The sequence below is a fragment of the Pseudomonas sp. EB271-G4-1 genome (assembly GCF_058791355.1).
Window position 1 is genome coordinate 25,703 of sequence record NZ_JBYTEO010000052.1, and the last position, 24,367, is coordinate 50,069.

The 24,367-nt window shown below is 59.4% G+C and carries 24 protein-coding genes; 15 read left to right on the forward strand and 9 right to left on the reverse strand.

The features are described from left to right. Positions 1-110 precede the first annotated feature (110 nt). Both AC3WWR_RS22860 and AC3WWR_RS22865 read left to right on the forward strand, forming a co-directional pair. Positions 111-2,270, forward strand: a complete 2,160-nt coding sequence (locus tag AC3WWR_RS22860) for a type I secretion system permease/ATPase (RefSeq protein WP_168757431.1) — start codon at positions 111-113, stop codon at positions 2,268-2,270. A gap of 9 nt (positions 2,271-2,279) precedes the next feature. Beyond that, positions 2,280-3,644 (forward strand): HlyD family type I secretion periplasmic adaptor subunit, encoded by a 1,365-nt coding sequence (locus AC3WWR_RS22865; RefSeq protein ID WP_492599099.1) that lies wholly within the window; start codon positions 2,280-2,282, stop codon positions 3,642-3,644. 31 nt (positions 3,645-3,675) lie between these two features. Here the strand turns inward: AC3WWR_RS22865 and AC3WWR_RS22870 are convergent, their stop codons facing one another. Together AC3WWR_RS22870 and AC3WWR_RS22875 are read right to left on the reverse strand one after the other, a co-directional pair. After that, a complete protein-coding gene (locus tag AC3WWR_RS22870; protein WP_083348417.1) occupies positions 3,676-4,272 on the reverse strand; it encodes a tRNA-uridine aminocarboxypropyltransferase in 597 nt (198 codons plus the stop codon). Between the two features lie 5 nt (positions 4,273-4,277). Then, positions 4,278-5,171: a LysR family transcriptional regulator gene (locus AC3WWR_RS22875; protein ID WP_007984914.1), complete on the reverse strand. Its 894-nt coding sequence runs from the start codon at positions 5,169-5,171 to the stop codon at positions 4,278-4,280. Between the two features lie 335 nt (positions 5,172-5,506). On the opposite strand from AC3WWR_RS22875, the gene speB reads away from it, so the two are divergent. The 6 genes from speB to AC3WWR_RS22905 all read left to right on the forward strand — a co-directional run bounded on the left by speB (position 5,507) and on the right by AC3WWR_RS22905 (position 11,130). After that, positions 5,507-6,457, forward strand: coding sequence for an agmatinase (speB, locus tag AC3WWR_RS22880; RefSeq protein ID WP_008060136.1), 951 nt, complete (start codon positions 5,507-5,509; stop codon positions 6,455-6,457). A gap of 9 nt (positions 6,458-6,466) precedes the next feature. Further along, positions 6,467-6,889 (forward strand): YybH family protein, encoded by a 423-nt coding sequence (locus AC3WWR_RS22885; RefSeq protein ID WP_020795398.1) that lies wholly within the window; start codon positions 6,467-6,469, stop codon positions 6,887-6,889. A gap of 55 nt (positions 6,890-6,944) precedes the next feature. Next, positions 6,945-8,456: a purine-cytosine permease family protein gene (locus AC3WWR_RS22890; protein ID WP_020795399.1), complete on the forward strand. Its 1,512-nt coding sequence runs from the start codon at positions 6,945-6,947 to the stop codon at positions 8,454-8,456. Between the two features lie 163 nt (positions 8,457-8,619). Further along, entirely contained in the window at positions 8,620-9,999 is a 1,380-nt protein-coding gene (locus AC3WWR_RS22895) for a sodium:solute symporter family protein (protein WP_492599100.1), read from the forward strand. A gap of 87 nt (positions 10,000-10,086) precedes the next feature. Next, entirely contained in the window at positions 10,087-10,812 is a 726-nt protein-coding gene (locus AC3WWR_RS22900; protein WP_151140947.1) for an MBL fold metallo-hydrolase, read from the forward strand. A gap of 66 nt (positions 10,813-10,878) precedes the next feature. Continuing rightward, positions 10,879-11,130, forward strand: a complete 252-nt coding sequence (locus AC3WWR_RS22905) for an acyl carrier protein (protein WP_492599101.1) — start codon at positions 10,879-10,881, stop codon at positions 11,128-11,130. An 84-nt stretch (positions 11,131-11,214) separates the two neighbouring features. On the opposite strand, the gene AC3WWR_RS22910 is transcribed toward AC3WWR_RS22905, so the two are convergent. From AC3WWR_RS22910 to AC3WWR_RS22920, 3 genes are all read right to left on the reverse strand, one after another. Further along, entirely contained in the window at positions 11,215-11,343 is a 129-nt protein-coding gene (locus AC3WWR_RS22910; RefSeq protein ID WP_007914492.1) for a PA1414 family protein, read from the reverse strand. Between the two features lie 185 nt (positions 11,344-11,528). Further along, entirely contained in the window at positions 11,529-12,461 is a 933-nt protein-coding gene (locus tag AC3WWR_RS22915; protein ID WP_492599102.1) for a DMT family transporter, read from the reverse strand. Between the two features lie 33 nt (positions 12,462-12,494). After that, on the reverse strand, positions 12,495-13,331 hold the full coding sequence (locus AC3WWR_RS22920) for a CvfB family protein (RefSeq protein WP_020795405.1): 837 nt from the start codon (positions 13,329-13,331) through the stop codon (positions 12,495-12,497). 348 nt (positions 13,332-13,679) lie between these two features. On the opposite strand from AC3WWR_RS22920, the gene AC3WWR_RS22925 reads away from it, so the two are divergent. The 3 genes from AC3WWR_RS22925 (at position 13,680) to AC3WWR_RS22935 (ending at position 15,730) form a co-directional block, all read left to right on the forward strand. Next, a complete protein-coding gene (locus AC3WWR_RS22925; protein WP_020795406.1) occupies positions 13,680-13,868 on the forward strand; it encodes a PFL_1563 family small protein in 189 nt (62 codons plus the stop codon). 202 nt (positions 13,869-14,070) lie between these two features. Further along, on the forward strand, positions 14,071-14,793 hold the full coding sequence (locus tag AC3WWR_RS22930; RefSeq protein WP_020795407.1) for a TorF family putative porin: 723 nt from the start codon (positions 14,071-14,073) through the stop codon (positions 14,791-14,793). A 76-nt stretch (positions 14,794-14,869) separates the two neighbouring features. Then, positions 14,870-15,730 (forward strand): DUF6279 family lipoprotein, encoded by an 861-nt coding sequence (locus AC3WWR_RS22935; protein ID WP_033043011.1) that lies wholly within the window; start codon positions 14,870-14,872, stop codon positions 15,728-15,730. Positions 15,731-15,789: 59 nt separating this feature from the next. Here AC3WWR_RS22935 and AC3WWR_RS22940 read toward each other — a convergent pair whose 3' ends face one another. Beyond that, positions 15,790-16,179, reverse strand: coding sequence for a hypothetical protein (locus AC3WWR_RS22940; RefSeq protein WP_033043012.1), 390 nt, complete (start codon positions 16,177-16,179; stop codon positions 15,790-15,792). Between the two features lie 179 nt (positions 16,180-16,358). Between AC3WWR_RS22940 and AC3WWR_RS22945 the strand changes: the two genes are divergently transcribed. Next, a complete protein-coding gene (locus tag AC3WWR_RS22945; RefSeq protein ID WP_492599103.1) occupies positions 16,359-17,093 on the forward strand; it encodes a DUF899 domain-containing protein in 735 nt (244 codons plus the stop codon). A 69-nt stretch (positions 17,094-17,162) separates the two neighbouring features. Continuing rightward, positions 17,163-17,438, forward strand: a complete 276-nt coding sequence (locus AC3WWR_RS22950; RefSeq protein WP_179056196.1) for a hypothetical protein — start codon at positions 17,163-17,165, stop codon at positions 17,436-17,438. A gap of 143 nt (positions 17,439-17,581) precedes the next feature. Here AC3WWR_RS22950 and AC3WWR_RS22955 read toward each other — a convergent pair whose 3' ends face one another. Beyond that, positions 17,582-18,922, reverse strand: a complete 1,341-nt coding sequence (locus AC3WWR_RS22955) for a DEAD/DEAH box helicase (protein ID WP_033043023.1) — start codon at positions 18,920-18,922, stop codon at positions 17,582-17,584. A 192-nt stretch (positions 18,923-19,114) separates the two neighbouring features. Here AC3WWR_RS22955 and AC3WWR_RS22960 point away from each other — a divergent pair, with 192 nt between their 5' ends. Next, positions 19,115-20,413 (forward strand): mechanosensitive ion channel family protein, encoded by a 1,299-nt coding sequence (locus tag AC3WWR_RS22960; protein ID WP_020795413.1) that lies wholly within the window; start codon positions 19,115-19,117, stop codon positions 20,411-20,413. 137 nt (positions 20,414-20,550) lie between these two features. After that, positions 20,551-21,183 carry an isochorismate family cysteine hydrolase YcaC gene (ycaC, locus tag AC3WWR_RS22965; RefSeq protein ID WP_020795414.1) on the forward strand — a complete coding sequence of 211 codons (633 nt, stop codon included), beginning with the start codon at positions 20,551-20,553 and terminating at the stop codon, positions 21,181-21,183. A 150-nt stretch (positions 21,184-21,333) separates the two neighbouring features. Here ycaC and AC3WWR_RS22970 read toward each other — a convergent pair whose 3' ends face one another. Together AC3WWR_RS22970 and AC3WWR_RS22975 are read right to left on the reverse strand one after the other, a co-directional pair. Then, entirely contained in the window at positions 21,334-22,977 is a 1,644-nt protein-coding gene (locus AC3WWR_RS22970; protein WP_020795415.1) for an acetolactate synthase large subunit, read from the reverse strand. Positions 22,978-23,156: 179 nt separating this feature from the next. Beyond that, entirely contained in the window at positions 23,157-24,023 is an 867-nt protein-coding gene (locus AC3WWR_RS22975; protein ID WP_492599104.1) for a carboxylate/amino acid/amine transporter, read from the reverse strand. Positions 24,024-24,367: the final 344 nt, after the last annotated feature.

The following is a 24,367-nucleotide window of genomic DNA, read 5'->3' on the forward strand; positions in this document are numbered from 1 at the left end:
TGCGATCTTTTGATCTTTTCTTTCTTAAAATCAAAGTCAAAAGATCGCAGCCTGCGGCAGCTCCTACGGGCTGATGTGCAGGTATCTATGCAATTACCGGAGCGATCAATGTGACCAGCATGGAAACCGCCAACACCGGTGTCGATCCACGCCTGAGCTTCGATGACCCACTTCTTGACGGTCTGTTGATCCTCTGCAAACTCCACGGCGCGACGGTCAGTCGCGCCAGCCTGAGTGCCGGGCTGCCTATGGCACACCAACGCCTGAGCCTGGACCTGCTGCCCCGCGCAGCGGCCCGGGCCGGATTGCAGGCGCGCCTGTTGCGCCGCGACCTCAAAGATATCTCTGCACTTAACCTGCCAGTGCTGCTGTTGCTCAACAACGGTCGTACCACCGTGCTGCGCCGCTTTGGCGAGGATGGCCGGGTCCTGGTTTTGCCCAGCGAAGCCGATGGCGGCGAACAATGGACCACGACGCAAGAGCTTGCCGGGCATTACAGTGGCCAGGCGCTGTTCGCCCGGCCACGGCATGAACTCGAAGACCTTCGTTCACCGCTGGTGCCACGGGTAGAGGCGTGGTTTCGCGACACCCTGAAGCTGTCGAAATGGTTGTACAGCGATGCGATCCTGGCGAGCTTCCTGATCAACCTGCTGGGGCTGATGGTGCCGCTGTTCGTGATGCAGACCTACGACCGCGTGGTGCCGAACCAGGCCACCTCGACCCTGTGGGTGTTGTCCATCGGCCTGCTGATCGGCACCGGTTTCGAACTGGTGCTACGGGTGGTGCGCGCGCATCTACTGGACACTGCCGGCAAGAAAACCGACGTGATTCTCTCGGCGACCCTGTTCGAACGCATCACCGGCATGGCGATGAAAGCCAAGCCTGCGACCATTGGTGGCTTTGCCCAGAGCATTCACGATTTCCAGGGCCTGCGCGAGTTCCTCACCGCCGTCACCCTCACCAGCCTGATCGACCTGCCCTTCGCACTGCTGATGCTGGTGGTGATCGGGCTGCTGGGTGGCTGGCTGGTGGTGATTCCGCTGCTGGCGTTTCCGATCACGATCATTTTCGCCATGATCATTCAGGCGCGCTTGCGTGACACCGTGCAGAGAAGCCTGGCCCTGGGCGCCGAACGCCAAGCCCTGCTGATCGAAACCCTGGGCGGCCTGGAAACCCTCAAGGCCTGCAGCGCCGAAAGCGAACGCCAGCACAAATGGGAAAGCACCCACGGCGCCCTCACCCGTCTCGACAGCCACGCGCGCAATCTCTCGGCGCTGGCCACCAATGGCACGCTGTTCATCCAACAGTTTTCCGGCATGGCCACCATCGTCGCCGGGGTCTACAGCATCATCGCCGGCAACCTCAGCGTCGGTGCGTTGGTAGCGACCTACATGCTCGGCAGTCGCGTCTTGGCGCCGCTGGGGCAAATCGCTGGCCTGATCACCCGCTACCAGCAAGCGCAACTGACCATGAAAAGCACCGACGCGCTGATGTCCCTGCCCCAGGAGCGCGATGCCAGACAACGGCCTCTGGAACGCACACAACTGCAAGGCGCCTTGGATGTGGTCGGCGTGACCTTCCACTACAACGGCCAGAACGCCCCGGCGCTGGCCAATGTCAGTTTCAGCGTGAAACCCGGCGAACGGATCGGCATCATCGGTCGCAGCGGCTCCGGCAAAAGTACCCTGGGGCGGCTGGTGATGGGGTTTTTCGAACCGGCGCAAGGCCAATTGCTGCTCGATGGCCTGGACCTGCGCCAACTGGACGTCGCCGACCTGCGCCATCAGATCGGTTACGTTGCCCATGACCTGCCGTTGCTGGCCGGCAGCCTGCGCGACAACCTGACCCTGGGCGCGCGCTACATCAGTGACGCACGCATGCTCGAAGTGGCTGAACTGACCGGCGTCACCGAACTCGCCCGGCAACACCCGCAAGGCTTCGACCGCCCGGTCGGCGAGCGTGGGCAGTTGCTGTCTGGTGGTCAACGCCAAGCGGTATTGCTGGCCCGCGCTTTATTGCTCGACCCACCGATCATGCTGCTCGACGAGCCCACCAGTGCCATGGACAACAGCAGCGAAGACGCCTTGCGGCAAAAACTCCACGCCTGGGTCCAGGGCAAGACCCTGCTGCTGGTGACCCATCGCACCTCGATGCTCAGTCTGGTCGATCGCCTGGTGGTACTGGACAACGGGAGGATCGTCGCCGACGGCCCGAAAGAAGCGGTCATCGATGCACTGCGCAAGGGCCGTGTCGGCTCTGCGGCCGTCTAGGAGTCGCCTATGCATGCTTCATCGAATGCATCGAAAGCACGTGGCTACTTTGACAGTTTCGGCAAAAGTGCCGAAGCCGAGTACATGCCGGAAACGGCTGGCGCCGCTCTGCAGGACTCCCCACGCTGGTCGCGGATCACCGTGTGGCTCGCCGCCGCGTTGCTGATCAGCGCTTTGGCCTGGGCCAAGTTCGCGGTACTGCAGGAAGTCACCATGGGCGAAGGCAAGGCGATTCCGTCGAGCAAGGTCCAGGTGATCCAGAACCTTGAGGGCGGCATCGTCACCGAGATCTTCGTGCGTGAAGGGCAAATGGTGAACAAGGGCGATACCCTGCTACGCCTGGATGACACGCGCTACCTGTCGAACAAGGGCGAAAGCGAGGTCGATCGTTACGCGCTGACCGCTCAGGTCGAACGCCTGTCGGCCGAAGCCGAAGGACGGCCATTCAAGCTGTCGGAAGAGGTGATAGCCAAGGCGCCGCAAGTCGCCGAAGACGAACGCTCGCTGTACGAACAGCGCCAACGCCGACTGGCCAGCGAACAACGCACGTTGACCGAACAACTGCGGCAAAAAACCCAGGAACTGGCGGAGTTTCGTTCCAAAGCCGGGCAGTACGGCTCCAGCCTGGCGTTGGTCAACCAGGAGATGGCGATGTCCGAGCCCCTGGTCAAGACCGGCGCCGTGTCGCCGGTGGAGATCCTGCGGCTCAAGCGCAGCGCGGTGGAAATCCGCGGTTCACTGAACGCCACTACCCTGGCCATTCCCCGGGCGGAATCGGCCATTGCCGAGATCCGCAGCAAGATCGACGAGTCCGAACAGTCGTTCCGCTCGGATGCAGCGAAAGAGCTGAATGAGAAACGCACCGACCTGTCGAAAATCACTGCCTCGAGCATTGCCATCGACGACCGCGTGACCCGCACTACCGTGTCCTCGCCGGTCAAGGGCATTATCAAGCTGTTGAAGGTCAACACCATCGGCGGTGTGGTCCAGCCGGGCAGTGACATGGTGGAAATCGTACCGCTGGAAGACAACCTGCTGATCGAGGCCAAGGTTCGACCACAGGACGTGGCGTTCCTGCATCCGGGCCAGAAAGCCATGGTCAAGTTCAGTGCCTACGACTACACGATCTACGGTGGCCTGAGTGCCAAGCTGGAATTGATCGGTGCCGACACCATCACCGACGACAAGGGCAACAGCTTTTACCTGATCCAGGTGCGCACCGATAAAAACCACCTTGGCGGGGACGCGAAACCATTGCTGATCATTCCTGGGATGGTGGCGACGGTGGATATCATTACCGGGGAAAAGACGGTGCTGGACTACCTGCTTAAACCGGTGCTGAAAGCACGGACCGAGGCGATGCGCGAGCGCTAGCTACCGATCGTTCCCACGCTCTGCGTGGGAACTATTGGTGGGTGTGATTGCGTAGGAAAGTCTCCTCCCCCATCGCCGCAATCTGCCCCTCGATCAGTGCTTCAAACGGCTTGAGCAACGGCGCAAACGAGGTCGGCGCCTCTAGAGTTTCCAGCGCCTGCACTATCGCCTCCACCGTCGACAAAGCCCCGGGCCCTGGCGCCTTGCGCAGTCGATAGCGGGACACGCCACCCTCGGCCAGGGTTACCCTGGGCAGCGCCGCCAGCAACGGGTTCAAGTGCAACATCTTGCGCGCCTTGCGCCAGGTTCCGTCCGGGACCACCAGCAACAGCGGCTCATCGGATGCGGTATACGCCTGCATCGGATGCGCATCCTCGCCGGGAAACAACAACCGCGCCTGATAGCCCGTCTGACTTAATAACCTCGGCAGATCCTCGAACACCTCACCGACGATCAGCTCGGCGTTCTTCAACCCAAGCGCCGCCAACCGCGCGGTGTTCAGCGCATGGTTCACTTCGCTCGGGTGTTGCAGCAGCAACACTCGGGTGCGGCTGTCGAGGCTGGGGATCAGCGGGCACAGGCAATGGCTCTGAGGACGCAGGCAGCGGGGGCATTGAATTCTCGGCATCTTCTTCACGCCTGGTTGAGTTGTGCTTTGAGCAAATCGCGAAAGGTCTGGATCAACGGCTCGCGACTACGCCCCCGGCGCACGATCATCGAGAACGGAGCCTGATAACCGAAGGTCGCCGGCAGCAACACACGCAGGTCACCCTTGTCGGCCCACGCCTGGGCATAGTGTTCCGGCAAGTAACCGATGTAGGCGCCGGACAGCACCAGAATCAGCTGCGCCTCCATACTCTCCACGGTCGCGGCACTGTGCTTGAAGCCGTGACGGGCCAGCTCGGCCTGACTCCAGTAGCCTCGGCCGACCATACGTTGCTGGGTGATGACTTGCTCGGGAATGCGCCGTTCATTGAACAACGGGTGCCGCGTGCTGCAATACAACCAGTGCTGCTCGCGGTACAGCGGCATGTACACCAGACCGCTCATGCGCGTGGAAAACGCGCCAATGGCCAGGTCGAGGCGGTTGTCCTGCACGCCCAGTTGCAGTTCATAGGGGCTCATCACCGACAAGTGCAAGTGCACCGCCGGGTGCTCCTGGCTGTAGGCGCCAATGGCTTCGGCGAACGGCAAGGCTTTGTCGCTGACCGTGGAGTCGATCACCCCCAGGTTCAGCGTGCCACGCAACTCGCCCTTGAGCGCGGCGGCGTATTGTTCGAAACCTTCGAGCTCACCTAGCAAACGCAGGGTTTCCTGATGAAACAGCTCACCCTTGCTGGTCAGGCTGAACCCGCCACGGCCGCGATGACACAGCACCAGCCCCAGGGCGGATTCGAGCTGGCTCATGTAGGTGCTGATGGCTGACGTCGAAAGGTTGAGCTCTTGCTGGGCGTTGGCGAAGCCCTGATGGCGGACCACGCTGACGAAAATGCGCAAAAGTTTCAGGTCGGGTAAAGCGTTGGCCATGGGGGCTCCGATTACAAAATAGCGCGTGATGCTCATGGCGATGGAGATCAACTGTGGGAGCGGGCTTGCTCGCGAAGGCGGTGTATCAGGCAACATTGATATCGACTGACACGACGCCTTCGCGAGCAAGCCCGCTCCCACATGGGTTGCGGCGTTCAACCTGTGAAGTCTATCTCTCCCACTTCCATTAGTTTAGAAAAATCTGAACTAAGTATTTGCCCGTAGCGATTCTTCCCGGCCACTACATTTCGCAGAATCGCTGCCACAAGGTTCGCCCGTGCCCTCCGTGAACGGCGAAACCCAATAAATAAAACAACGACGATGAGGCCTTACCCGTGGACAAGATTCTTCACCAACCACTGGGCGGCAACGAAATGCCGCGCTTCGGCGGCATCGCCACCATGATGCGACTCCCCCACGTACCGACCGCTGCAGGTCTGGACGCCGCTTTTGTCGGCGTGCCGCTGGACATCGGTACTTCCCTGCGCCCTGGCACCCGCTTCGGGCCTCGCGAAATTCGCGCTGAATCGGTGATGATTCGCCCGTACAACATGGCCACTGGCGCTGCGCCGTTCGATTCGCTGTCGGTTGCCGATATCGGCGACGTGGCGATCAACACCTTCAACCTGCTGGATGCCGTACGGATCATCGAAGAATCCTACGACAATATCCTCGAACACGATGTGATCCCCCTGACGCTGGGTGGCGACCACACCATCACCTTGCCGATCCTGCGTGCCATCCATAAAAAGCACGGCAAGGTCGGCCTGGTGCACATCGACGCCCACGCCGATGTGAACGATCACATGTTCGGCGAGAAAATCGCCCACGGAACCACGTTCCGTCGCGCCGTCGAAGAAGGCCTGATCGACCCGGACCGTGTGGTCCAGATCGGTCTGCGCGCCCAGGGCTACACCGCTGACGATTTCAACTGGAGCCGCAACCAGGGCTTCCGCGTGGTTCAGGCCGAAGAGTGCTGGCACAAATCCCTGGCACCATTGATGGCCGAAGTGCGCGAGAAAGTCGGCGGCGGTCCGGTGTACCTGAGCTTCGACATCGACGGTATCGACCCGGCCTGGGCACCTGGCACCGGCACCCCGGAAATCGGTGGCCTGACGACCATTCAGGCAATCGAGATCGTTCGTGGCTGCCAAGGCCTGGACCTGGTCGGTTGCGATCTGGTAGAAGTCTCGCCCGCTTACGACACCACCGGCAACACCTCGCTGCTGGCCGCCAACCTGCTGTACGAAATGCTCTGCGTACTGCCTGGTGTGGTCCATCGCTGAGTATCGGTCATGAATGAACGCGATCAGGTATTGAAAGCGGCTGCCGATCTGGTATCCGCCTTCGCCCGCAACGATCGCGAAGCCTACTTCGGCGCGTTCAGCGCCGATGCCAGCTTCGTCTTCTACACCCTCGAACAGCCCCTGCTGTCGCGCGATGCCTACCAGGCATTGTGGGACAGCTGGCGCGCCGAGGACGGCTTCGAGGTGCTCTCATGCACCTCGAGCAACGCTTTCGTCAGCCTGCAAGGTGACGCGGCGATTTTCATCCATGACGTGGCCACCGAGCTGCGCATGCAAGGGGAGCAGCACTTTAGCCAGGAGCGCGAGACGATTGTTTTCAGGAAACAAGCGTCTGGCCAAGAACAACAAGGCCTATGGCTGGCCTGCCACGAACATTTGTCCGCGATGCCGGAAGGGCTGCCATCCCCTTAGCCAACACAGGTGACGCTCACGCACGATGAGCGCGCCTTTATGATCGGAGCAGATCATGAATAACAACAACAACGACCAAAGCCTTACGCAAATTGAAACCCACGGGGTCGAACAGATCCCGGACAACGAACGCACCGCAGGCCCGACGGACTTGTTCCGGATGATTTTCGGGGGTTCCAACACCTTTGCCACCGCCGTACTCGGCAGCTTCCCGGTGCTGTTTGGCCTGTCCTTTCAGGCGGGCGTACTGGCGATTGTGCTGGGCGTGTTGCTGGGTTCGCTGATCCTCGCGCCGATGGGCCTGTTCGGCCCGATCAACGGGACCAACAACGCCGTGTCTTCCGGAGCGCACTTCGGCGTGCACGGGCGGATCGTCGGTTCGTTCCTGTCGCTGCTGACCGCCATCGCCTTCTTCTCGCTGTCGGTATGGAGTTCGGGTGATGCGCTGATCGGTGGCGCCAAGCGCCTGATCGGCCTGCCGGAAACCGACCTGACCCTGGGCCTGGCCTACGGTCTGTTCGCGATCCTGGTGCTGACCGTGTGCATCTATGGTTTCCGTTTCCTGCTATGGGTCAACAAGATCGCAGTGTGGAGCGCCAGCCTGTTGTTCCTGCTGGGCGTTTTCGCGTTCGCAGGTCCCTTCGATGTTAACTACGCCGGCACCGTGAACATGGGACAACCGGGTTTCTGGGCGGCGTTTATCGGCGCCGCGCTGGTGGCCATGAGCAACCCGATCTCCTTCGGGGCGTTCCTGGGCGACTGGTCGCGCTACATTCCGCGTGAGACCTCCAAGCGCCGGATCATGGCAGCGGTGGTGATTTCGCAGATCGCGACCTTCATCCCGTTCCTGTTCGGCCTGACCACCGCCACCATCGTAGCGATCAAGGCACCGGACTACATCGCAGCCAACAACTATGTCGGCGGCTTGCTGGCGGTATCGCCGAGCTGGTTCTTCCTGCCTGTCTGCCTGATTGCGGTGATCGGCGGCATGTCCACGGGTACGACTTCGCTGTACGGCACTGGCCTGGACATGTCCAGCGTGTTCCCCCGGGTACTGTCGCGGGTCAAGGCCACGCTGCTGATCGGTGTGATGTCGATTGCCTTCATCTTCATCGGTCGCTTCGCGGCGAACCTGGTGCAGAGCGTCTCGACCTTCGCCGTGCTGATCATCACCTGCACCACCCCCTGGATGGTGATCATGATCATCGGCCTGCTGGTGCGTCGCGGCTTCTACTGCCCGGATGACCTGCAAGTGTTTACCCGTGGCGAGAAAGGTGGCCGCTACTGGTTCACCCACGGCTGGAACTGGCGTGGCCTGGGTGCCTGGATCCCGAGCGCGGCTGTCGGCCTGTGCTTCGTGAACCTGCCGGGGCAATTCGTCGGACCACTGGGCGAAATGGCTGGCGGTATCGACATCAGCCTGCCGGTCACCCTGGGCCTGGCCTCGCTGGTGTACCTGGCGCTGCTGAGCCTGTTCCCGGAATCGAGCGCGGTGTTCGGACCCAATGATTCACGCAGCAAGAGCATCAACACCACGCTCAAACCCGAAATTCGTCAGCCCGCCTGACATCGGTCCACCTGTGGGAGCGAGCCTGCTCGCGAAGACGACGGCACATCCAACATTAATGTGACTGACTGACCGCTTTCGCGAGCAAGCCCGCTCCCACAGAAAGCAGCCCCACAGAAACGCTTTTGTTTCACATAAAAAAGACAATCGGAGACACGCCACAATGGCTTTGGATTTATTCGTCGTACTCATCTACGCCGCCGCGATGCTGATACTCGGCTATTACGGCATGCGCAAGGCCAAGACCAACGAAGACTTTTTGGTCGCCGGTCGTAACCTCGGCCCGAGCCTGTACATGGGCACCATGGCTGCCACCGTCCTGGGCGGCGCGTCCACCGTGGGCACCGTGCGCCTGGGCTACGTGCATGGCATCTCCGGTTTCTGGCTGTGCGCCGCACTGGGTTGCGGGATCGTCGCGCTGAACCTCTTCCTCGCAAAACCGCTGTTGAAACTGAAGATCTACACCGTCACCCAGGTGCTGGAAAAACGCTACAACCCGATGGCGCGCTCCGCGAGCGCGGCAATCATGCTGGCGTACGCGCTGATGATCGGCGTGACCTCGATCCTGGCCATCGGCACCGTGCTGCAAGTGCTGTTCGGCCTGCCGTTCTGGGTCTCGGTCCTGCTCGGCGGTGGCGTCGTGGTGGTCTATTCGGCCATTGGCGGCATGTGGTCGCTGACCCTGACCGACATTGTCCAGTTCGTCATCAAGACCGTGGGCCTGATGTTCATCCTGTTGCCAATCTGCCTGTACCGCGTCGGCGGTTGGGATGATCTGGTGTTGAAACTGCCGGCGGCAAGCTTCAGCTTCACCACCATCGGCTGGGACACCATCATCACCTACTTCATGATCTACTTCTTCGGCATCCTGATCGGCCAGGACATCTGGCAACGGGTGTTCACCGTCAAGACCGCCAAGGTGGCCCAGGTCGCCGGTACGTTCGCCGGTGTCTACTGCATTCTCTACGGTCTGGCCTGCGCCCTGATCGGCATGGCCGCTCACGTCCTGATCCCGGACCTGGACAACGTCAACAACGCTTTCGCCGCCATCGTCAAACTGTCCCTGCCGGACGGTATCCGCGGCCTGGTGATCGCTGCCGCACTGGCTGCCATGATGTCCACCGCCAGCGCCGGCCTGCTCGCCGCCGCTACCACCCTGACCGAAGACCTGCTGCCAAAACTGCGCGGCGGCAAACAGTCGAGCCTGGGCCTGAACCGCCTGGTTACCCTGCTGACCGGTGTCGTGGTGCTGGGTATCGCCCTGGTCGTAAACGACGTGATCAGCGCCCTGACCCTGGCCTACAACCTGTTGGTGGGCGGCATGCTGGTTCCGCTGATTGGCGCTATCTTCTGGAAACGCGCCACCACCGCCGGCGCCATCGCCAGCATGGGCCTGGGATTCGCCACCGCACTGGTGTTCATGTTCAAGGACGGCCTGGACGCCAATACGCCGATCTACTACAGCCTCGCCGTAGGCCTGGTGAGCTTCGTGGTGGTCAGCCTGTTGTCCCCTCGCCCCGCGATGCAGGCAAGCGCCGCCTAAGCTGAAACATAACGACTTGATGCTTTCTTCGACGAGTGTGGCGTCGGTTGCCACACTCGTTTTTTTTTCGCTTGAAGGAAACTGCCCATGAAGATCGTCAGCCGCGATCACTGGTTCGAAGTCAAACAGCTCAGTGATGGCATCCGCCTGATTCACGAGCCTTACATTCGCCCCTTCTATCGCTGCAACCTCTGGCACATACAAGGCCGCGACAAAGACCTGCTACTCGACAGCGGCTCGGGGCTGGTCAGCCTGCGCGAACAACTGCCGTGGATTACCGAGCGACCCTTGGTGGCAGTGGCCAGTCACTGCCATTTCGACCACATTGCCGGGCATCACGAATTCGCCGAGCGCCTTGTACACCCGGCCGAAGCGGAAATCCTCGCCGCGCCGGACGGCGAAAATGACTTGAGCAAAGCCTTTGTCGGCGATGACATGTTCGAAGCGCACCCCGACTGCCCATTGTGCTACGCCGAGTACCGGGTCAAGGCTGCACCGGCCACCGGGACGATCGACGAAGGCGACGTGCTTGACCTGGGCAACCGGGTGCTGCAAGTGCTGCATACGCCGGGGCACTCGCCGGGAGGCATCAGCCTGTACGAAGCCGCGACCGAGACCCTGTTCAGCGGCGACATCATCTACGATGGGCCGTTGATCGAAGACGCCTACCACTCCAACCTCGATGATTACGCACGCAGCCTGCAGCGCTTGCGCGCCCTGCCGATCCGTACGGTACATGGCGGGCACTTCGGCAGTTTTTCCGGGGACCATCTGCGGCACATGATTGACCAGTGGCAGCGCTCACACGCCTGAAGCCTGCTGTACTCAACCTCAGGAACAACCAGCAGGGACAGTCACCACAATCGTAGAAGACCTGCCATGAAGAAAGCTGCCGTGCGTGCCGCTGTACATCACTTCATCAGCCGCCTGCTGGAAGGCCAGGATGACTTCGACGACAACGCCAGCCTGGCGCAGCTGGGATTGGATAAAGCGGATATCGAAGACTTGATCTTCCATCTCGAAGACGAACTTGGCTTGACGGCTTTCACCGCCGAGGAAGACCAGATGCTCAACACCGCCAGGACGGCGAACGACTTGAGCCGGTTCTTGATGGAGATCGGGCGGCATTGACCTGGCCGATCTTCCTGCACGCATCACTGCGCATGGAGTAGCCAGCAGCAACCCTTGGCTGCTGCTGCAAAGACGGCGTCGCGATTACCGGCGACGCTGCTGGCGTCGGCGCTGTTCGTCGTCGGTGCGAATAGGCACAGGTTGCAGAGGCGGTTCGATCAAACCGAGTGCAACACCCAAGTCGTGCAGCCAGTTTTGAATTTTCTCTTTCATGATGCCCCCTTCAGGGTAGTGCCGGGCGACCGGAATTCTGTAGCCGCTTCGCACTGATAATAGTCCGAAGTGTCGAGCAATGCTCGTCGAACATCACAACGATCTGTTACTGAATGGATCACAATCCGACGGCCTGACTTCATCTTGGCGCATCACAGACCGCGGGCGGCCTGCATGCCAGCCGTTCAAGCCTGCCCAAGGACCCTGCGCAACCGGCGACGTACCCACTGTTCAGCGCTGACGAAGGTAATCCCCAGCAACACCAGCACGGCACCGATGACGAAGTTGAGGCTCAGCGCCTCCCCCAGCAGGACAACCCCGAACGTGACGCCAAACAAGGGCGTCATGAATGAAAAAACCGCGAGGTTGGCCGCCAGATAACGGCGCAGCAACCAGAACCAGACCAGATAGCTGAAGAACGACACCACGATGCCCTGGAACAGCACACTGGCCAGCGCGACGCCGGTCAAGCTGACATGGGTAATCTGGCCGCTGAGCAATGCAATCAGCAGCAGGCCGACAAAACCGAAGATCAACTGGTAAAACAAAGTCAGGGTCACCGGCGCCTCCGACAGACGCGACGCGCGCACCACCACAGTGGTCGCCCCCCAGCAAGCCCCCGCCAGTACGCCCAACGCATCGCCCAGCAACATGCGGCGATCGAGGTTATCCCAGGACACCCCTGCAGCAAACGCAATGCCGATCCCGACGAAGGCCAGGAAAATGCCCAGCCATTGCACAGGCCGCAGACGCTCACTCGGCAGCAACCAGTGCACGCCCAACGCCGTAAAAATCGGCGCGGTGTAGAGGAACACCGACATGTGCGCCGCCGTGGTCAATTGCAGGCCTTCGGAAATGAACAGGAACTCCAGGCCAAACAAGGCCCCGGCCAACAGCCCGCCACGCCAGGTGGCGCCTACCTGATCCCAGCCACCCTTCCAGCAGATCAACAATCCCACCAGCAGCGCGGACATCCCCGAACGCCCCGCTGCCTGCATGACCGGCGCAATATCGGGCGCCGCCCACTTGATCATCACCTGCTGGATGCCCCAGACCAGGCACAACCCCACCATCACTTGCAGGGCAAATCCATCGGCGCTGCGCCGGGTGGCGCTCACCCTGATACCTCGACATCAAAGCACATGGGCGACTCAGCTCAATTCGATACGATCGGCATGAATCACGATCTGGCCGTTCTTGTACAACGCGCCGATAGCCTTTTTGAAGTTGCCCTTGCTGACGCCGAACATGCTGCTGATCAGGGTCGGATCGCTTTTGTCGCTGACTGCCAGGCTGCCGTTGTTCTCGCGTAACTTGGCGAGGATCTTGGAGTTCAGGCTACTGGCCGCTTCGACGCCTACGGGCTGCAGGCTCAGGCTGATCTTGCCGTCGCTACGAACTTCCTTGATGAAGCCCTTCTCTTCCTTGCCAGCGCGCATGAACTTGAAGATTTCGTTCTTGTGAATCAGGCCCCAGTGCTTGTTGTTAATGATGGCCTTGAAACCCATGTCGGTGGCTTCGGCCACCAGCAAGTCAACTTCCTGGCCTGGGGTGTAGTTGGCGGGCGTCTTGTCCAGGTACCGATCCAGGCGCGCGGTCGCCGTAATGCGACGGGTATGCTTGTCGAGGTAGACATGCACCACGGCGTATTCCCCGGCCGTCATCTGGCGTTTTTCTTCCGAATACGGCAGCAGCAGGTCTTTGGGCAGCCCCCAATCCAGGAATACGCCAATGCTGTTGACTTCCACAACTTTCAAACTGGCGAATTCACCGACTTGAACTTTCGGCTTTTCAGTCGTTGCGATGAGTTTGTCATCGCTGTCCAGATAAACAAAAACGTTTAGCCAGTCTTCATCTTCACTGGGAATATCTTTTGGAATATAACGATTAGGCAACAGGATTTCGCCATCCGCGCCACCGTCCAGATATAAACCGAAGTTAGTGTGTTTAACTACTTGCAAACTGTTGTAACGCCCGACTAAAGCCATGTCCAATACCCTCATTGCGTGGCGGCATTCTACCCGGTTTTAGCGGCCAGGATCGCCAGTCAGCCCGATGGCGCCAGAAATTCCCTGCAAAGCCTTAGTTTTTCCCGGTTTTGCCATTTTCTGGCCGCCGCTCGTCAGACCGGAGCGGCGATTGTCCTTGCCGCCCGCCCAAGGCGAAAACGCTCTATTTTCACCAGGTTCTTAGTTAAAACAGCGGCTTAGGGCGATATTTCAAAATACAACTTACCAATTATGCCCCCCCGCTCAATGTGCCCCAGCGGATATTTGCCAAGCAAATAGGCAGTTAATCCTGTACGATGCCTGGCCAAGTTAATTTTCTACAGGTTAATGGCCGCCATGCGCGTAAAAGCATCCAACAGCAAAGCAAAGCCAGCTCCAGCCGTCGAAACCAGCGAATCGATCAACAACCAGATCGCTGCGTTCCTCAAATCCGGTGGTGAAATCCAGCAAATTGCCAAAGGTGTCAGCGGCCAGTCGTTCGGCCCATCCAAGCAGATCACCCTGGGCAAGAAGTAATAGCCTGCGCTGCACCTGGTCCCTAAGCGCTTTGAGCTTCGAAGCGCTTGGACTGGAACCTGGCAACATCCTCGCCTGACCCTCCTTTCTTGTAAAAATCGACGAACGGCCTACGCGGCTCATTATTCGTCGGTATCCTTGCACGCGTCTAGATCAAGCGTTTCAGCAGGCCTTAGCCTGTCCGCGGTTCATGGAGTGACGCATGCGCACACCTTCTTTTTTATCCTTGCTGCTCGGCGGCCTGCTGGCGAGCCAAGCGGTGCACGGGCAAATCTTTCAACGCGAGTTGGGGGATTTCGACCTCAAGCTCGGGAGCAGTCCCAGCCGCAGCATGGCCCAAGGCCTCGTCAAGCCATCGGCCATCGGTTCGTTCCATGGCGGCCTGGACCTGACCCATGACAGCGGTTTCTACGTCGGCCAATGGTCGCCGAGCATGGGCATCAGCCCGGGAAAAAACCTTGAAATCGACTCTTACGCGGGCTTCAAGCAACCCTTCGACCAGGTCCTTGGCTACGAAGTGGGCATCATCCATTACAGCTACCCCGAAGTTGCGACCCTCGACAGCCAGGAAATCTTCGGTGGCCTGACCCTGCTGGGCAGCCGCTTCGGCGCAGCCTTGAGCAACGATCCAGACAAGCAGAACAGCACGCTGTTTGCCGACCTGCGCGGCAACCAGCCGTTCGGCATCGGCGTCAGCATGAAATACACCACCCATCAGTTGAACACGCCGGTCGCCGTGGACGGTGGGTATGTCGGCAGCTTCACCGATTGGTCGGTAAAACTGTCCCGACCGTTCATGGGCATCGACCTCGATTTAATCTATAGCGATTCCAGCCTCAGCGGCAGCTATTGTTCAGCCTATACCGGGCAAAACAGCCAGTGCGACGCACTCCTCACCCTCAAGGCCGAACACACCTTCTACTGATGGGCTGAACTGCCGGGTTCATTGCGCGTTCAGATGAGAATCAGCGCCAGAAACCAGGCTTCGCAAGGATTCGCCCATGTCACGCTGGATCAAACACATTGCCTTTGTGCTCATGTTCACCCTCGCCCTCGGCGCGTGCAACCGCATGGGCCTGGCTTATCGCAACCTCGACGTGATCATTCCCTGGACGCTCAGCGATTACCTGGACATGAACGGCGAGCAGAAAAGCTGGCTCAATGAACGCTTGAAGGAACACCTGAGCTGGCATTGCACGACACAAATGCCGGGTTATCTCGACTGGCTGGACCGCTTGCAGACCATGATCGCGACCAATCAGGTCACCGATGACGCGCTGAAGGCGCGCACGGCGGAAGCCGAAAAAGCGATTGCCGAAACAGCCCGGGAAATCACCCCGTCAGCCATCGAATTGCTGCAGGGCCTGGACGACAATCAGGTCGCGGAAATGAACGAGGCCTTCGCCAAGGACCAGCGCAAGCGCCAGGAGCGATACGTGAAACCACCGCTGGACCAGCAGATAAAAAAGCGTGGCGAGCGCATGGTGAAGCGCCTGAATGAATGGCTCGGACCACTCGGCCCCTCGCAACAACAGCGAGTCATGGCCTGGTCGAATGCCTTGGGCGACCAGAACACCGAGTGGATTGCCAACCGCGTCCACTGGCAGAAACAGTTCAGTGCCGCCGTGGCGCAGCGCCAGGCACCACAATTCCCACAGCGAATCGAGACGCTCCTGGTCAACCGCGAAAGCTTATGGACACCCGCCTATCGACAGGCCTTCGCCAACACCGAAGCCCAGGCGCGGGCGCTGTTTGTGGATTTGATGGCGCAAAGTACGCCACAACAACGTGAGCGCTTGTTGACGAAGATCGAGGGCGTGAAGAAGGATTTCAGTGATTTGAAGTGTCTCAAATCAGGTTGAATGCCACGTATACATTGTGGGAGCGAGCCAGCTCGCTCCCACAGGAGCATTAAATACAATCAGGCAATCTGCGCCTTGGAAGCCACTTCATCAAACGTCAATTCGTTTAATGCGTCCTCCTGCTCGTCCAGCACCTGACGCGGATGCTCATCGCCCGGAATACTGCTGTCAATCAGGCTCAACAGCCTCGAACCACGCATCGTTAAAATGTAGTTCGAACCAGTACCGCCCTGCTCTTCGGGCCGCGGCTCGATATAACCGCGCATTAACAGTAACTTTTCATACTCGCCGGCCACCGCCTTCAGGTGGTCCAGGTTTTCAGGCTGCTCACCTTCAGCGGCTTTCTGCGCGGCGTACTGTTCGGCGTAGTGGCGCGGGGTAAAGCTAGCCTCACCGTTCTGCACTTCATGCAGTAAGCGCTCAATCAAATCCCAGTTATAAGTCATCATCCCGAATCAACCTCCGGTAGCCGTGAGTGAGAGGGTCTTCATAGTTGTGACAAAAGAGCACGGCAGCCGTTCAGCCCGAGTTTCCATACCGCTACCGACCGACGGTATGTCGATTTGCCGGTACGCCAAACGACTAGGCTGTGTAAGTCGCCTCCCCGCATCACGCAGGAGAAAACCAAATGAATATTCAGAACCACCCCGTTGTGTCGCGGGAAGAATGGCTTGCCGCGCGCAAACAACACCTGGCCCATGAAAAAGCCTTCACCAAGGAGCGGGACAGGCTCAGCGCAGAGCGCCGCGCCTTGCCGTGGGTGAAAATCGACAAGGACTACCACTTCCAGGGGCCTGACGGTGAACTGAAACTCGCCGACCTGTTCGGTGGCCGAAGCCAGTTGGTCATTTACCATTTCATGTTCGCCGACGGCTGGGACGAAGGCTGCCCAGGTTGCTCTTTCCTGTCCGACCACATCGACGGGGCGAACCAGCATCTGGCGCACCACGATGTCTCTGTGGTGGCGGTATCCCACGCACCGTTCGCCCAGTTCCAGGCGTTCAAGCGGCGCATGGGCTGGAAATTCGACTGGGTGTCGTCCGAAGGCTGTGATTTCAATTATGACTTCGGTGTGACGGCCCGCCCCGAAGACGTCGCCGCCGGAAGGGCCACCTACAACTACGAAAAAACCGACGGTTCGGAAGAAGAGCTTCCCGGCCTCAGTGTGTTTTATCGCAACGACACCGGCGAGATTTTCCACACCTACTCCACTTATGCCCGAGGGCTGGACCTGCTGGTAGGGACCTACAACTACCTCGACCTGACGCCCAAGGGACGCAACGAAGATGAAATCATGGATTGGGTGCGACATCATGATCGGTATGAGGATAAAGCACCGACGAGCTGCTGCCATGGGGGATGAGGGTGAACTTTTTCCCTGCTGCAAGCCTCAACCGGTTAACCCGCCTTAACCGGAACCGAGGCCCGACAGATGAAAATCCTGCTGAAACTCACCCTCGCCACTACCCTCGCCTGCGCCCTGCCCGCCTGGGCCTGCACCCCGGAGGAGGCCACTCTCAAGCGCGAACAGCTGGCCAAGGAAGTCACCAAGCTCACCGAGCAGAACCCGGCCAAGGCCAAGGAGATCAACGACGAGTTGCAGAAGATGGATCTGGGCACTGCTTCCAAGGATTTGCCGGACAAGTGCCAGTTGATCGATCAGCGGCTAAAGGAATTGGGTACCGCAGAGAAGAAAGCGGAAAGCTAAAGATCAATAGATCAAAAAATCAAAAGATCGCAGCCTGCGGCAGCTCCTACCGGTGATTTGGTGTAGGAGCTGCCGCAGGCTGCGATCTTTTGATGTAAAAAACCCGGACACTGTCCGGGTTTTTATTGGGCTAGCCGAGGTGCTTACTCAGCGGCCGGCGCTTCTGGCTTGCGACGCTTGAGCGGGGCCATGCCGTCTTTGCTGACCAGAGAGTCGCTCTTGGGCCGGTTGACGCTCTTGCGCTTGGTTGGAGTCTTGGCGGCGACTTTTTTCTTGTCGCCCTTGGCGTCGGTCTTTTTCTTCTTCACGCCGACAGCCTTGCCGGAGGCCTTGACCTTTTTCGGTCCGCCGTAAGCGCCTTTGACTTCCTTGATGGTGCGACGCTCGAAGCTCTGCTTGAGGTAGCGCTCGATGCTCGACATCAGGTTCCAGTCGCCGTGGCAGATCAGCGAGATGGCCAGGCCATCGTTGCCGGCGCGGCCAGTACGACCGATACGGTGTACGTATTCGTCGCCGCTGCGCGGCATGTCGAAGTTGATCACCAGGTCCAGGCCGTCCACGTCCAGGCCGCGAGCGGCAACGTCGGTAGCCACGAGGATTTTCACCCCACCCTGCTTCAGACGGTCGATCGCCAGTTTGCGATCCTTCTGGTCCTTGTCGCCGTGCAGCACGAACGCCTTGTATTCCTGGGCTACCAGGCGGCCATAGATGCGGTCGGCCATGGCCCGGGTGTTGGTGAAGACGATGGCCTTCTGGTAGGTCTCGTTGGCCAGCAGCCAGTTGACGATCTGTTCTTTGTGCTGGTTGTGGTCAGCGGTGATGATCTGCTGACGGGTGGTCTCGTTCAGCTGGCTGACCGCGTTGAGCTGCAGGTGCTCAGGGTTGTTCAACACCTTGGCGACCATCTCGCGCAAGCCAGAACCACCGGTGGTGGCGGAGAACAACATGGTCTGCTGGCGGTTGGTGCACTCGTCCACCAGACGCTGCACGTCTTCGGCGAAACCCATGTCGAGCATGCGGTCGGCTTCGTCGAGCACCAGCACTTCGACTTCCTTGAGGTCTAGGTTGCCAGCGTTCAATTGCTCGATCATCCGGCCCGGTGTACCGATCAGGATGTCCGGCACCTTGCGCAGCATGGCGGCCTGGACCTTGAAGTCTTCACCGCCGGTGATCAGGCCGGACTTGATGAAGGTGAACTGCGCGAAGCGTTCAACCTCTTTCAAGGTTTGCTGGGCCAGCTCGCGGGTTGGCAGCAGGATCAGGGTCTTGATGCTGACACGGATCTTGGCCGGGCCGATCAAGCGGTTGAGGATCGGCAAGACAAATGCAGCGGTCTTGCCGCTACCGGTTTGCGCTGTCACCCGCAGGTCACGCCCTTGGAGCGCCAGCGGAATAGCCGCTGCTTGCACTGGCGTTGGCTCGACAAATTTAAGCTCGGCCACGGCTTTGAGCAGGCGTTCGTGCAAGGCGAATTCGGAAAACACGGGTGCTACCTCGAAGAAATACAAAAAAACAGCTGCATAGGTTACCGGTTTCGAGCGCGTAGGCCGAGTTTCTTTGTACAAAAGGCGGTAAACAGTGGTTTTTTTATTGCCCGATTTGTCACCGACGGTCATACAAAACGTCTTAAGTGCTCTAATCGTCCCCCGTGTCCCATTAAAGAATCGTTTTTGCCCATGGATATCAAACAGCTCTGGCTCAATGCCCAAGACCTCTGGGGTGCCCTTGACCAGCATCCGCTCGTGCATGCCAGCCTGGCACTGGTGGTGTTGCTGGTCATTGCCCTGGTCCTCGGACGAGTGGCGCGCTACCTGATCCTGCACGCCAGCAAAATCCTCGGCCGCCAGCCGGCGCTGCACTGGATCAACGACTTGCGTCACAACAAGGTGTTCCAACGCTTGGCACAGATCACACCGTCGCTGGTCATCCAGTTCGGCCTGCACCTGGTCCCTGAGCTGAGCAAAACCGCGATGGTCTTCCTCGGCAACGTGGCACTGGCGTTCACCATTCTGTTCCTGCTGCTGTCGATCACGGCCCTGCTCAATGCCCTGCTGGACATCTACGCCCGCACCGAACACGCCCGCACCCGCTCGATCAAGGGCTATGTGCAACTGGCGAAAATGGTGTTGTACGTGTTTGGCGCGATCATCATCGTCGCCACATTGATCGACCGTTCGCCGCTGTTGCTGCTGTCGGGCCTGGGCGCCATGTCGGCGGTAATCCTGTTGGTCTACAAGGACACCCTGCTGTCGTTCGTCGCCAGCGTGCAGCTGACCAGCAACGACATGCTGCGGGTCGGCGACTGGATCGAGATGCCACAGGTCGGTGCCGATGGCGATGTCGTCGACATCACGCTGCATACGGTCAAGGTGCAGAATTTCGACAAGACCATCGTTTCGATCCCGACCTGGCGCCTGATGTCCGAATCATTCAAGAACTGGCGCGGCATGCAGCAGTCCGGCGGCCGGCGGATCAAGCGCAGCCTGTTCATCGACGCCAGTGGCGTGCGGTTCATCCGCGATGACGAGGAACTGAGGCTGTCCCAGGTACACCTGCTGACCGACTACATCAGCCGTAAACAGGCCGAACTCAAGGCCTGGAACGAAGCCCAGGGCAATGTCGCGGCGATGTCGGCCAACCGCCGGCGCATGACCAATATCGGCACATTTCGCGCTTATGCGCTGGCGTATCTCAAGAGTCACCCAGAGATTCAGCCGAATATGACCTGCATGGTTCGACAAATGCAGACCACGGCCCAAGGTATTCCGCTGGAAATCTACTGCTTCACCCGCACCACGGCGTGGGCCGATTACGAGCGGATCCAGGGGGATATTTTCGATTACCTGTTGGCGGTGTTGCCGGAGTTTGGCTTGAGCCTTTATCAGCAGCCGAGTGGCGGGGATTTGCGGGCCGGGCTGTTGCCAGCGGTGCTGGGCGCGAGCCACATGCCGGAGGCCGAAAAACACGTTATGTAGCAACGCAAACCCTGTCCAGATTGTCTCTTCCAGGTTGACAGTTAAACGCTTTTCACCGGCTTTTTCTGCCTCATCGCAAACCCTAATCTGTGCTCATGTTGAACGACGCCACTCACCTACCTCGAAAGGATTTCATCATGAGCAACGCTACCTACAACCGCCTGAACAAAGACGACGCCGTAGTTTTGTTGATTGACCACCAGACTGGCCTGATTTCCCTGGTTCAAGACTTTTCGCCCAACGAGTTCAAGAACAACGTACTGGCACTGGCCGACGTGGCAAAATTCTTCGAGCTACCCACCATCCTCACCACCAGCTTTGAACAAGGCCCCAATGGCCCACTGGTACCCGAACTCAAGGAAATGTTCCCGGACGCGCCCTACATAGCCCGACCTGGCCAGATCAACGCCTGGGACAACGAAGACTTCGTCAAGGCCATCAAGGCGACCGGTCGCAAGCAACTGATCATCGCCGGTGTGGTGACTGACGTCTGCGTGACCTTCCCAACGTTGTCTGCCCTCGCAGAAGGGTTTGAAGTGTTCGTAGTCACTGATTCTTCCGGCACCTTCAACACCACCGTACAACAGGCAGCCTGGAACCGTATGACCCAGGCCGGGGCGCAAATGATGAACTGGTTCTCGGTCGCTTGCGAATTGCAGGGTGACTGGCGCAACGACATTGAAGGCCTGGGCAACCTGCTGTCCCAGCGCATCCCGAACTACCGCAACCTGATGAACAGCTACTCGGCAATGGCAGCGCGCCAGGCTTGATTGGCCATTGAGTTCAGACGACGCGTACGCCAAAAGGGCCCTTGAAGGGCCCTTTTGTATTTGCACCTGCCAGGACTTCAATGCTTCAGCCTGCGCCCGCCTATGCTCGCGATCAGGTATACCAGCTCGTCAAAAAATCTTGCTGCGAAATCAAATGGCCGCGCTACGCTGGCGCAACTCCATGTTCAGGATGCGGTCGTTTTCGCTGTAATCGACAGGACAGTCGATCACATGCACACCAGGTGTCTTGACACAGTGTTCCAGCAGCGGCAGGAAACCCTCGGCGCTCTCCACGCGGTGGCCATTGGCGCCATAGGCCTCGGCGTACTTAACGAAGTCCGGGTTACCGTAATCCAGGCCGAAATCGGTAAAACCCATGTTCGCCTGCTTCCAGCGAATCATGCCGTAGCCGTCGTCCCGCAGGATCACCACGGTCAAATTCATGTTCAGGCGAACCGCTGTCTCCAACTCCTGGCTGTTCATCATGAAGCCGCCGTCCCCACACACGGAGATCACCGGACGATCCGGGTACACCAAATGCGCGGCCATGGCCGAAGGCAGCCCTGCCCCCATGGTCGCCAGCGCGTTGTCCAGCAGCACGGTGTTGGGCTTGTGAGCCTTGTAGTTGCGAGCAAACCAGATCTTGTAGATGCCATTGTCCAGGGCAACGATGCCTTCAGAAGGCAACACGCGACGAATGTCGGCAACCAGGCGCTGTGGGTAGACCGGGAACCTGTTGTCGTCCGCCCCTTCGATGATCTGGGCTTCGTTCGCATCACGAATCGCCATCAGCCGTGTGAAATCCCAATGGCTGGTATCGTTCAGCGCTTCGCCGATCTGCCAGACGGCGTTGGCGATATCGCCAATGACTTCAATCTGCGGGAAATACACGGCATCGACTTCAGCAGAGCGGAAGTTGATGTGGATGACTTCGGTGCCGCCACGCACCATGAAGAATGGCGGCTTCTCGATCACATCGTGGCCGATGTTGACAATCAGGTCGGCAGCCTCGACGGCGCGGTGCACGAAGTCTCCCGACGACAACGCGGCGTTACCGAGAAAGCGCGGGTGGCGCTCATCAACCACGCCTTTGCCCATCTGGGTGGTGATAAAGGGAATGCCGGTATCGTCGATCAGTTGCTTCAAAACCTTGGCAGTCATCTTGCGGTTGGCACCTGCGCCAATCACCAGGATTGGACTGCGAGCGTTCTGCAACTTCTCGACGGCGGCCTCGACAGCCTTGTGCTCGGCCAATGGACGGCGATGCAGGCTCCGCGGCATCGGCATGCTATCGGTTTGCTCGGCGGCGATATCTTCCGGCAGTTCCAGGTGGACGGCTCCGGGCTTCTCCTCTTCAGCGAGACGAAACGCTTCACGCATCCGCGCCGGGATATTGTCTGCCGAGGCGAACTGGTGGGTGTACTTGGTGATCGGCGCCATCATGCCGCAGACGTCAATGATCTGAAAACGGCCTTGCTTGGACTTCTTGATCGGCTTCTGACCCGTAATCATCATCATGGGCATGCCGCCCAGGTAGGCGTACGCGCTGGCAGTCACCAAATTCGTTGCACCAGGGCCGAGGGTGGAAAGACTGACGCCAGTCTTACCCGTGAGGCGGCCGTAGGTGGCGGCCATGAAGCCGGCGGATTGCTCGTGACGCGTCAGCACAAGCTTGATCGTCGACTTGCGTAGGGATTCAAGCAGGTCAAGGTTTTCCTCGCCGGGAATGCCGAATACATACTCGACGCCTTCACTTTCCAGGCATTGCACAACCACATCGGCAGCTTTGGCCATTTTCTTGTCTCACCTACGCTCGGCGGAAATCCGGTAATTGTTGAGTTTGTGTGCGCTCGACTCCTTGGACGCGCCACATACAGTGCCTTATAAAAAAACATCGACGTTCTATTTTCTCAATCGGTCGATTTAAAGGCGCACGCTAGAATGATAGACGGCCGTTTGCGCAAGCCGACGGATCAGTGCGCGATGGCTGGTTGGCGTACACCCAGCCGGCTGATCCACACCGCCATCAAGATCACCGAACCACCGAGCAATAATCGTCCCAATTCTTCATGCTGATTCCAGATAAGCAGGTTGATCAGCAGCCCCACCGGCACATGCAGGTTGTTCATCACCGCCAGCGTCCCGCCATTCACCAGGCATGCGCCCTTGTTCCACCAGTACAGCCCCAGCGCGGTCGAGACCAGGCCGAGGAACAACAGCACCGCCCATTGCAGCGGTGCTTCAGGCAGGAAGTTCTGTTTGCCGAACAGCAGGAACGCCGGCAATGCCACCGCCAATGCCCCCAGGTAGAAATAGCCAAAACGCCGGTAATGTGGCAAGTCGCTGGGGTGACGTGCGACCAGATGTTTGTAGAGCACCTGCCCGGCGGCGTAGGTGAAGTTGGCCAGTTGCAGCAGCAGGAAACCCATGAAGAAGTCCGGGTTGATCCGGTCGAAGCGAATCACCGCGGCCCCCGCCACCGCCACCAGTGCCGCGATCAGGGCCCAGGGGTTGAAGCGATGGTTCAATGCGTCTTCGATCAGGGTCACGTGCAGCGGCGTGAGGATGGTGAACAGTAGCACTTCCGGCACCGTCAGCACGCTAAAGCTCAGGTACAGGCAGACGTACGTCACACCGAATTGCAGTGCGCCGATCAGCAACATGCCGCGCATGAAGGCCGGTTCCACCGAACGCCAGCGGGTCAGCGGGATAAACACCAGCCCCGCCAACAGCACGCGTATCAGCACCGCGAAGTAGCTGTCGACATGACCGGCCAGGTACTCGCCGATCAAACTGAAGGAAAACGCCTGGATCAGCGTGACAAAAAGTAGATAGCCCATGCTCGCCTCATTTCGAATGGCGGCGAAGATAGCGGTTTTTGACGGGGATCGCGAACAGTCAAACGATACAAAAACCCTGTGGGAGCGAGCCTGCTCGCGATAGCGGTGCGAAAGGCAACATCGATGTCGTCTGACACTCAGTCATCGCGAGCAGGCTCCCACAGGGGATCCAGGTACACCCGTAACAGTCAGGTCGGCTTTAAGGCCGCCTCGCTTTTGTTTTTGATCGCAGGCGCCCCGTTAAACCACGATGGCCGAACGCAGGCCTTGCGCAGTGGGGAAACCGGCAGGACGCCGGTTTAGCCGCGCTGGGCCAAGGATGGCCCATCGCGGCGACCCACGGA

Bases quoted from the DNA above. Each gene is read 5' to 3' on its own strand.
- AC3WWR_RS22865 (WP_492599099.1), top strand. From the start codon at position 2,280: ATGCATGCTTCATCGAATGCATCGAAAGCACGTGGCTACTTTGACAGT.
- AC3WWR_RS22870 (WP_083348417.1), bottom strand. From the start codon at position 4,272: ATGCCGAGAATTCAATGCCCCCGCTGCCTGCGTCCTCAGAGCCATTGC.
- AC3WWR_RS22875 (WP_007984914.1), bottom strand. From the start codon at position 5,171: ATGGCCAACGCTTTACCCGACCTGAAACTTTTGCGCATTTTCGTCAGC.
- AC3WWR_RS22885 (WP_020795398.1), top strand. From the start codon at position 6,467: ATGAATGAACGCGATCAGGTATTGAAAGCGGCTGCCGATCTGGTATCC.
- AC3WWR_RS22890 (WP_020795399.1), top strand. From the start codon at position 6,945: ATGAATAACAACAACAACGACCAAAGCCTTACGCAAATTGAAACCCAC.
- AC3WWR_RS22895 (WP_492599100.1), top strand. From the start codon at position 8,620: ATGGCTTTGGATTTATTCGTCGTACTCATCTACGCCGCCGCGATGCTG.
- AC3WWR_RS22900 (WP_151140947.1), top strand. From the start codon at position 10,087: ATGAAGATCGTCAGCCGCGATCACTGGTTCGAAGTCAAACAGCTCAGT.
- AC3WWR_RS22905 (WP_492599101.1), top strand. From the start codon at position 10,879: ATGAAGAAAGCTGCCGTGCGTGCCGCTGTACATCACTTCATCAGCCGC.
- AC3WWR_RS22910 (WP_007914492.1), bottom strand. From the start codon at position 11,343: ATGAAAGAGAAAATTCAAAACTGGCTGCACGACTTGGGTGTTGCACTC.
- AC3WWR_RS22920 (WP_020795405.1), bottom strand. From the start codon at position 13,331: ATGGCTTTAGTCGGGCGTTACAACAGTTTGCAAGTAGTTAAACACACT.
- AC3WWR_RS22925 (WP_020795406.1), top strand. From the start codon at position 13,680: ATGGCCGCCATGCGCGTAAAAGCATCCAACAGCAAAGCAAAGCCAGCT.
- AC3WWR_RS22930 (WP_020795407.1), top strand. From the start codon at position 14,071: ATGCGCACACCTTCTTTTTTATCCTTGCTGCTCGGCGGCCTGCTGGCG.
- AC3WWR_RS22935 (WP_033043011.1), top strand. From the start codon at position 14,870: ATGTCACGCTGGATCAAACACATTGCCTTTGTGCTCATGTTCACCCTC.
- AC3WWR_RS22940 (WP_033043012.1), bottom strand. From the start codon at position 16,179: ATGATGACTTATAACTGGGATTTGATTGAGCGCTTACTGCATGAAGTG.
- AC3WWR_RS22945 (WP_492599103.1), top strand. From the start codon at position 16,359: ATGAATATTCAGAACCACCCCGTTGTGTCGCGGGAAGAATGGCTTGCC.
- AC3WWR_RS22950 (WP_179056196.1), top strand. From the start codon at position 17,163: ATGAAAATCCTGCTGAAACTCACCCTCGCCACTACCCTCGCCTGCGCC.
- AC3WWR_RS22960 (WP_020795413.1), top strand. From the start codon at position 19,115: ATGGATATCAAACAGCTCTGGCTCAATGCCCAAGACCTCTGGGGTGCC.
- ycaC (WP_020795414.1), top strand. From the start codon at position 20,551: ATGAGCAACGCTACCTACAACCGCCTGAACAAAGACGACGCCGTAGTT.
- AC3WWR_RS22970 (WP_020795415.1), bottom strand. From the start codon at position 22,977: ATGGCCAAAGCTGCCGATGTGGTTGTGCAATGCCTGGAAAGTGAAGGC.
- AC3WWR_RS22975 (WP_492599104.1), bottom strand. From the start codon at position 24,023: ATGGGCTATCTACTTTTTGTCACGCTGATCCAGGCGTTTTCCTTCAGT.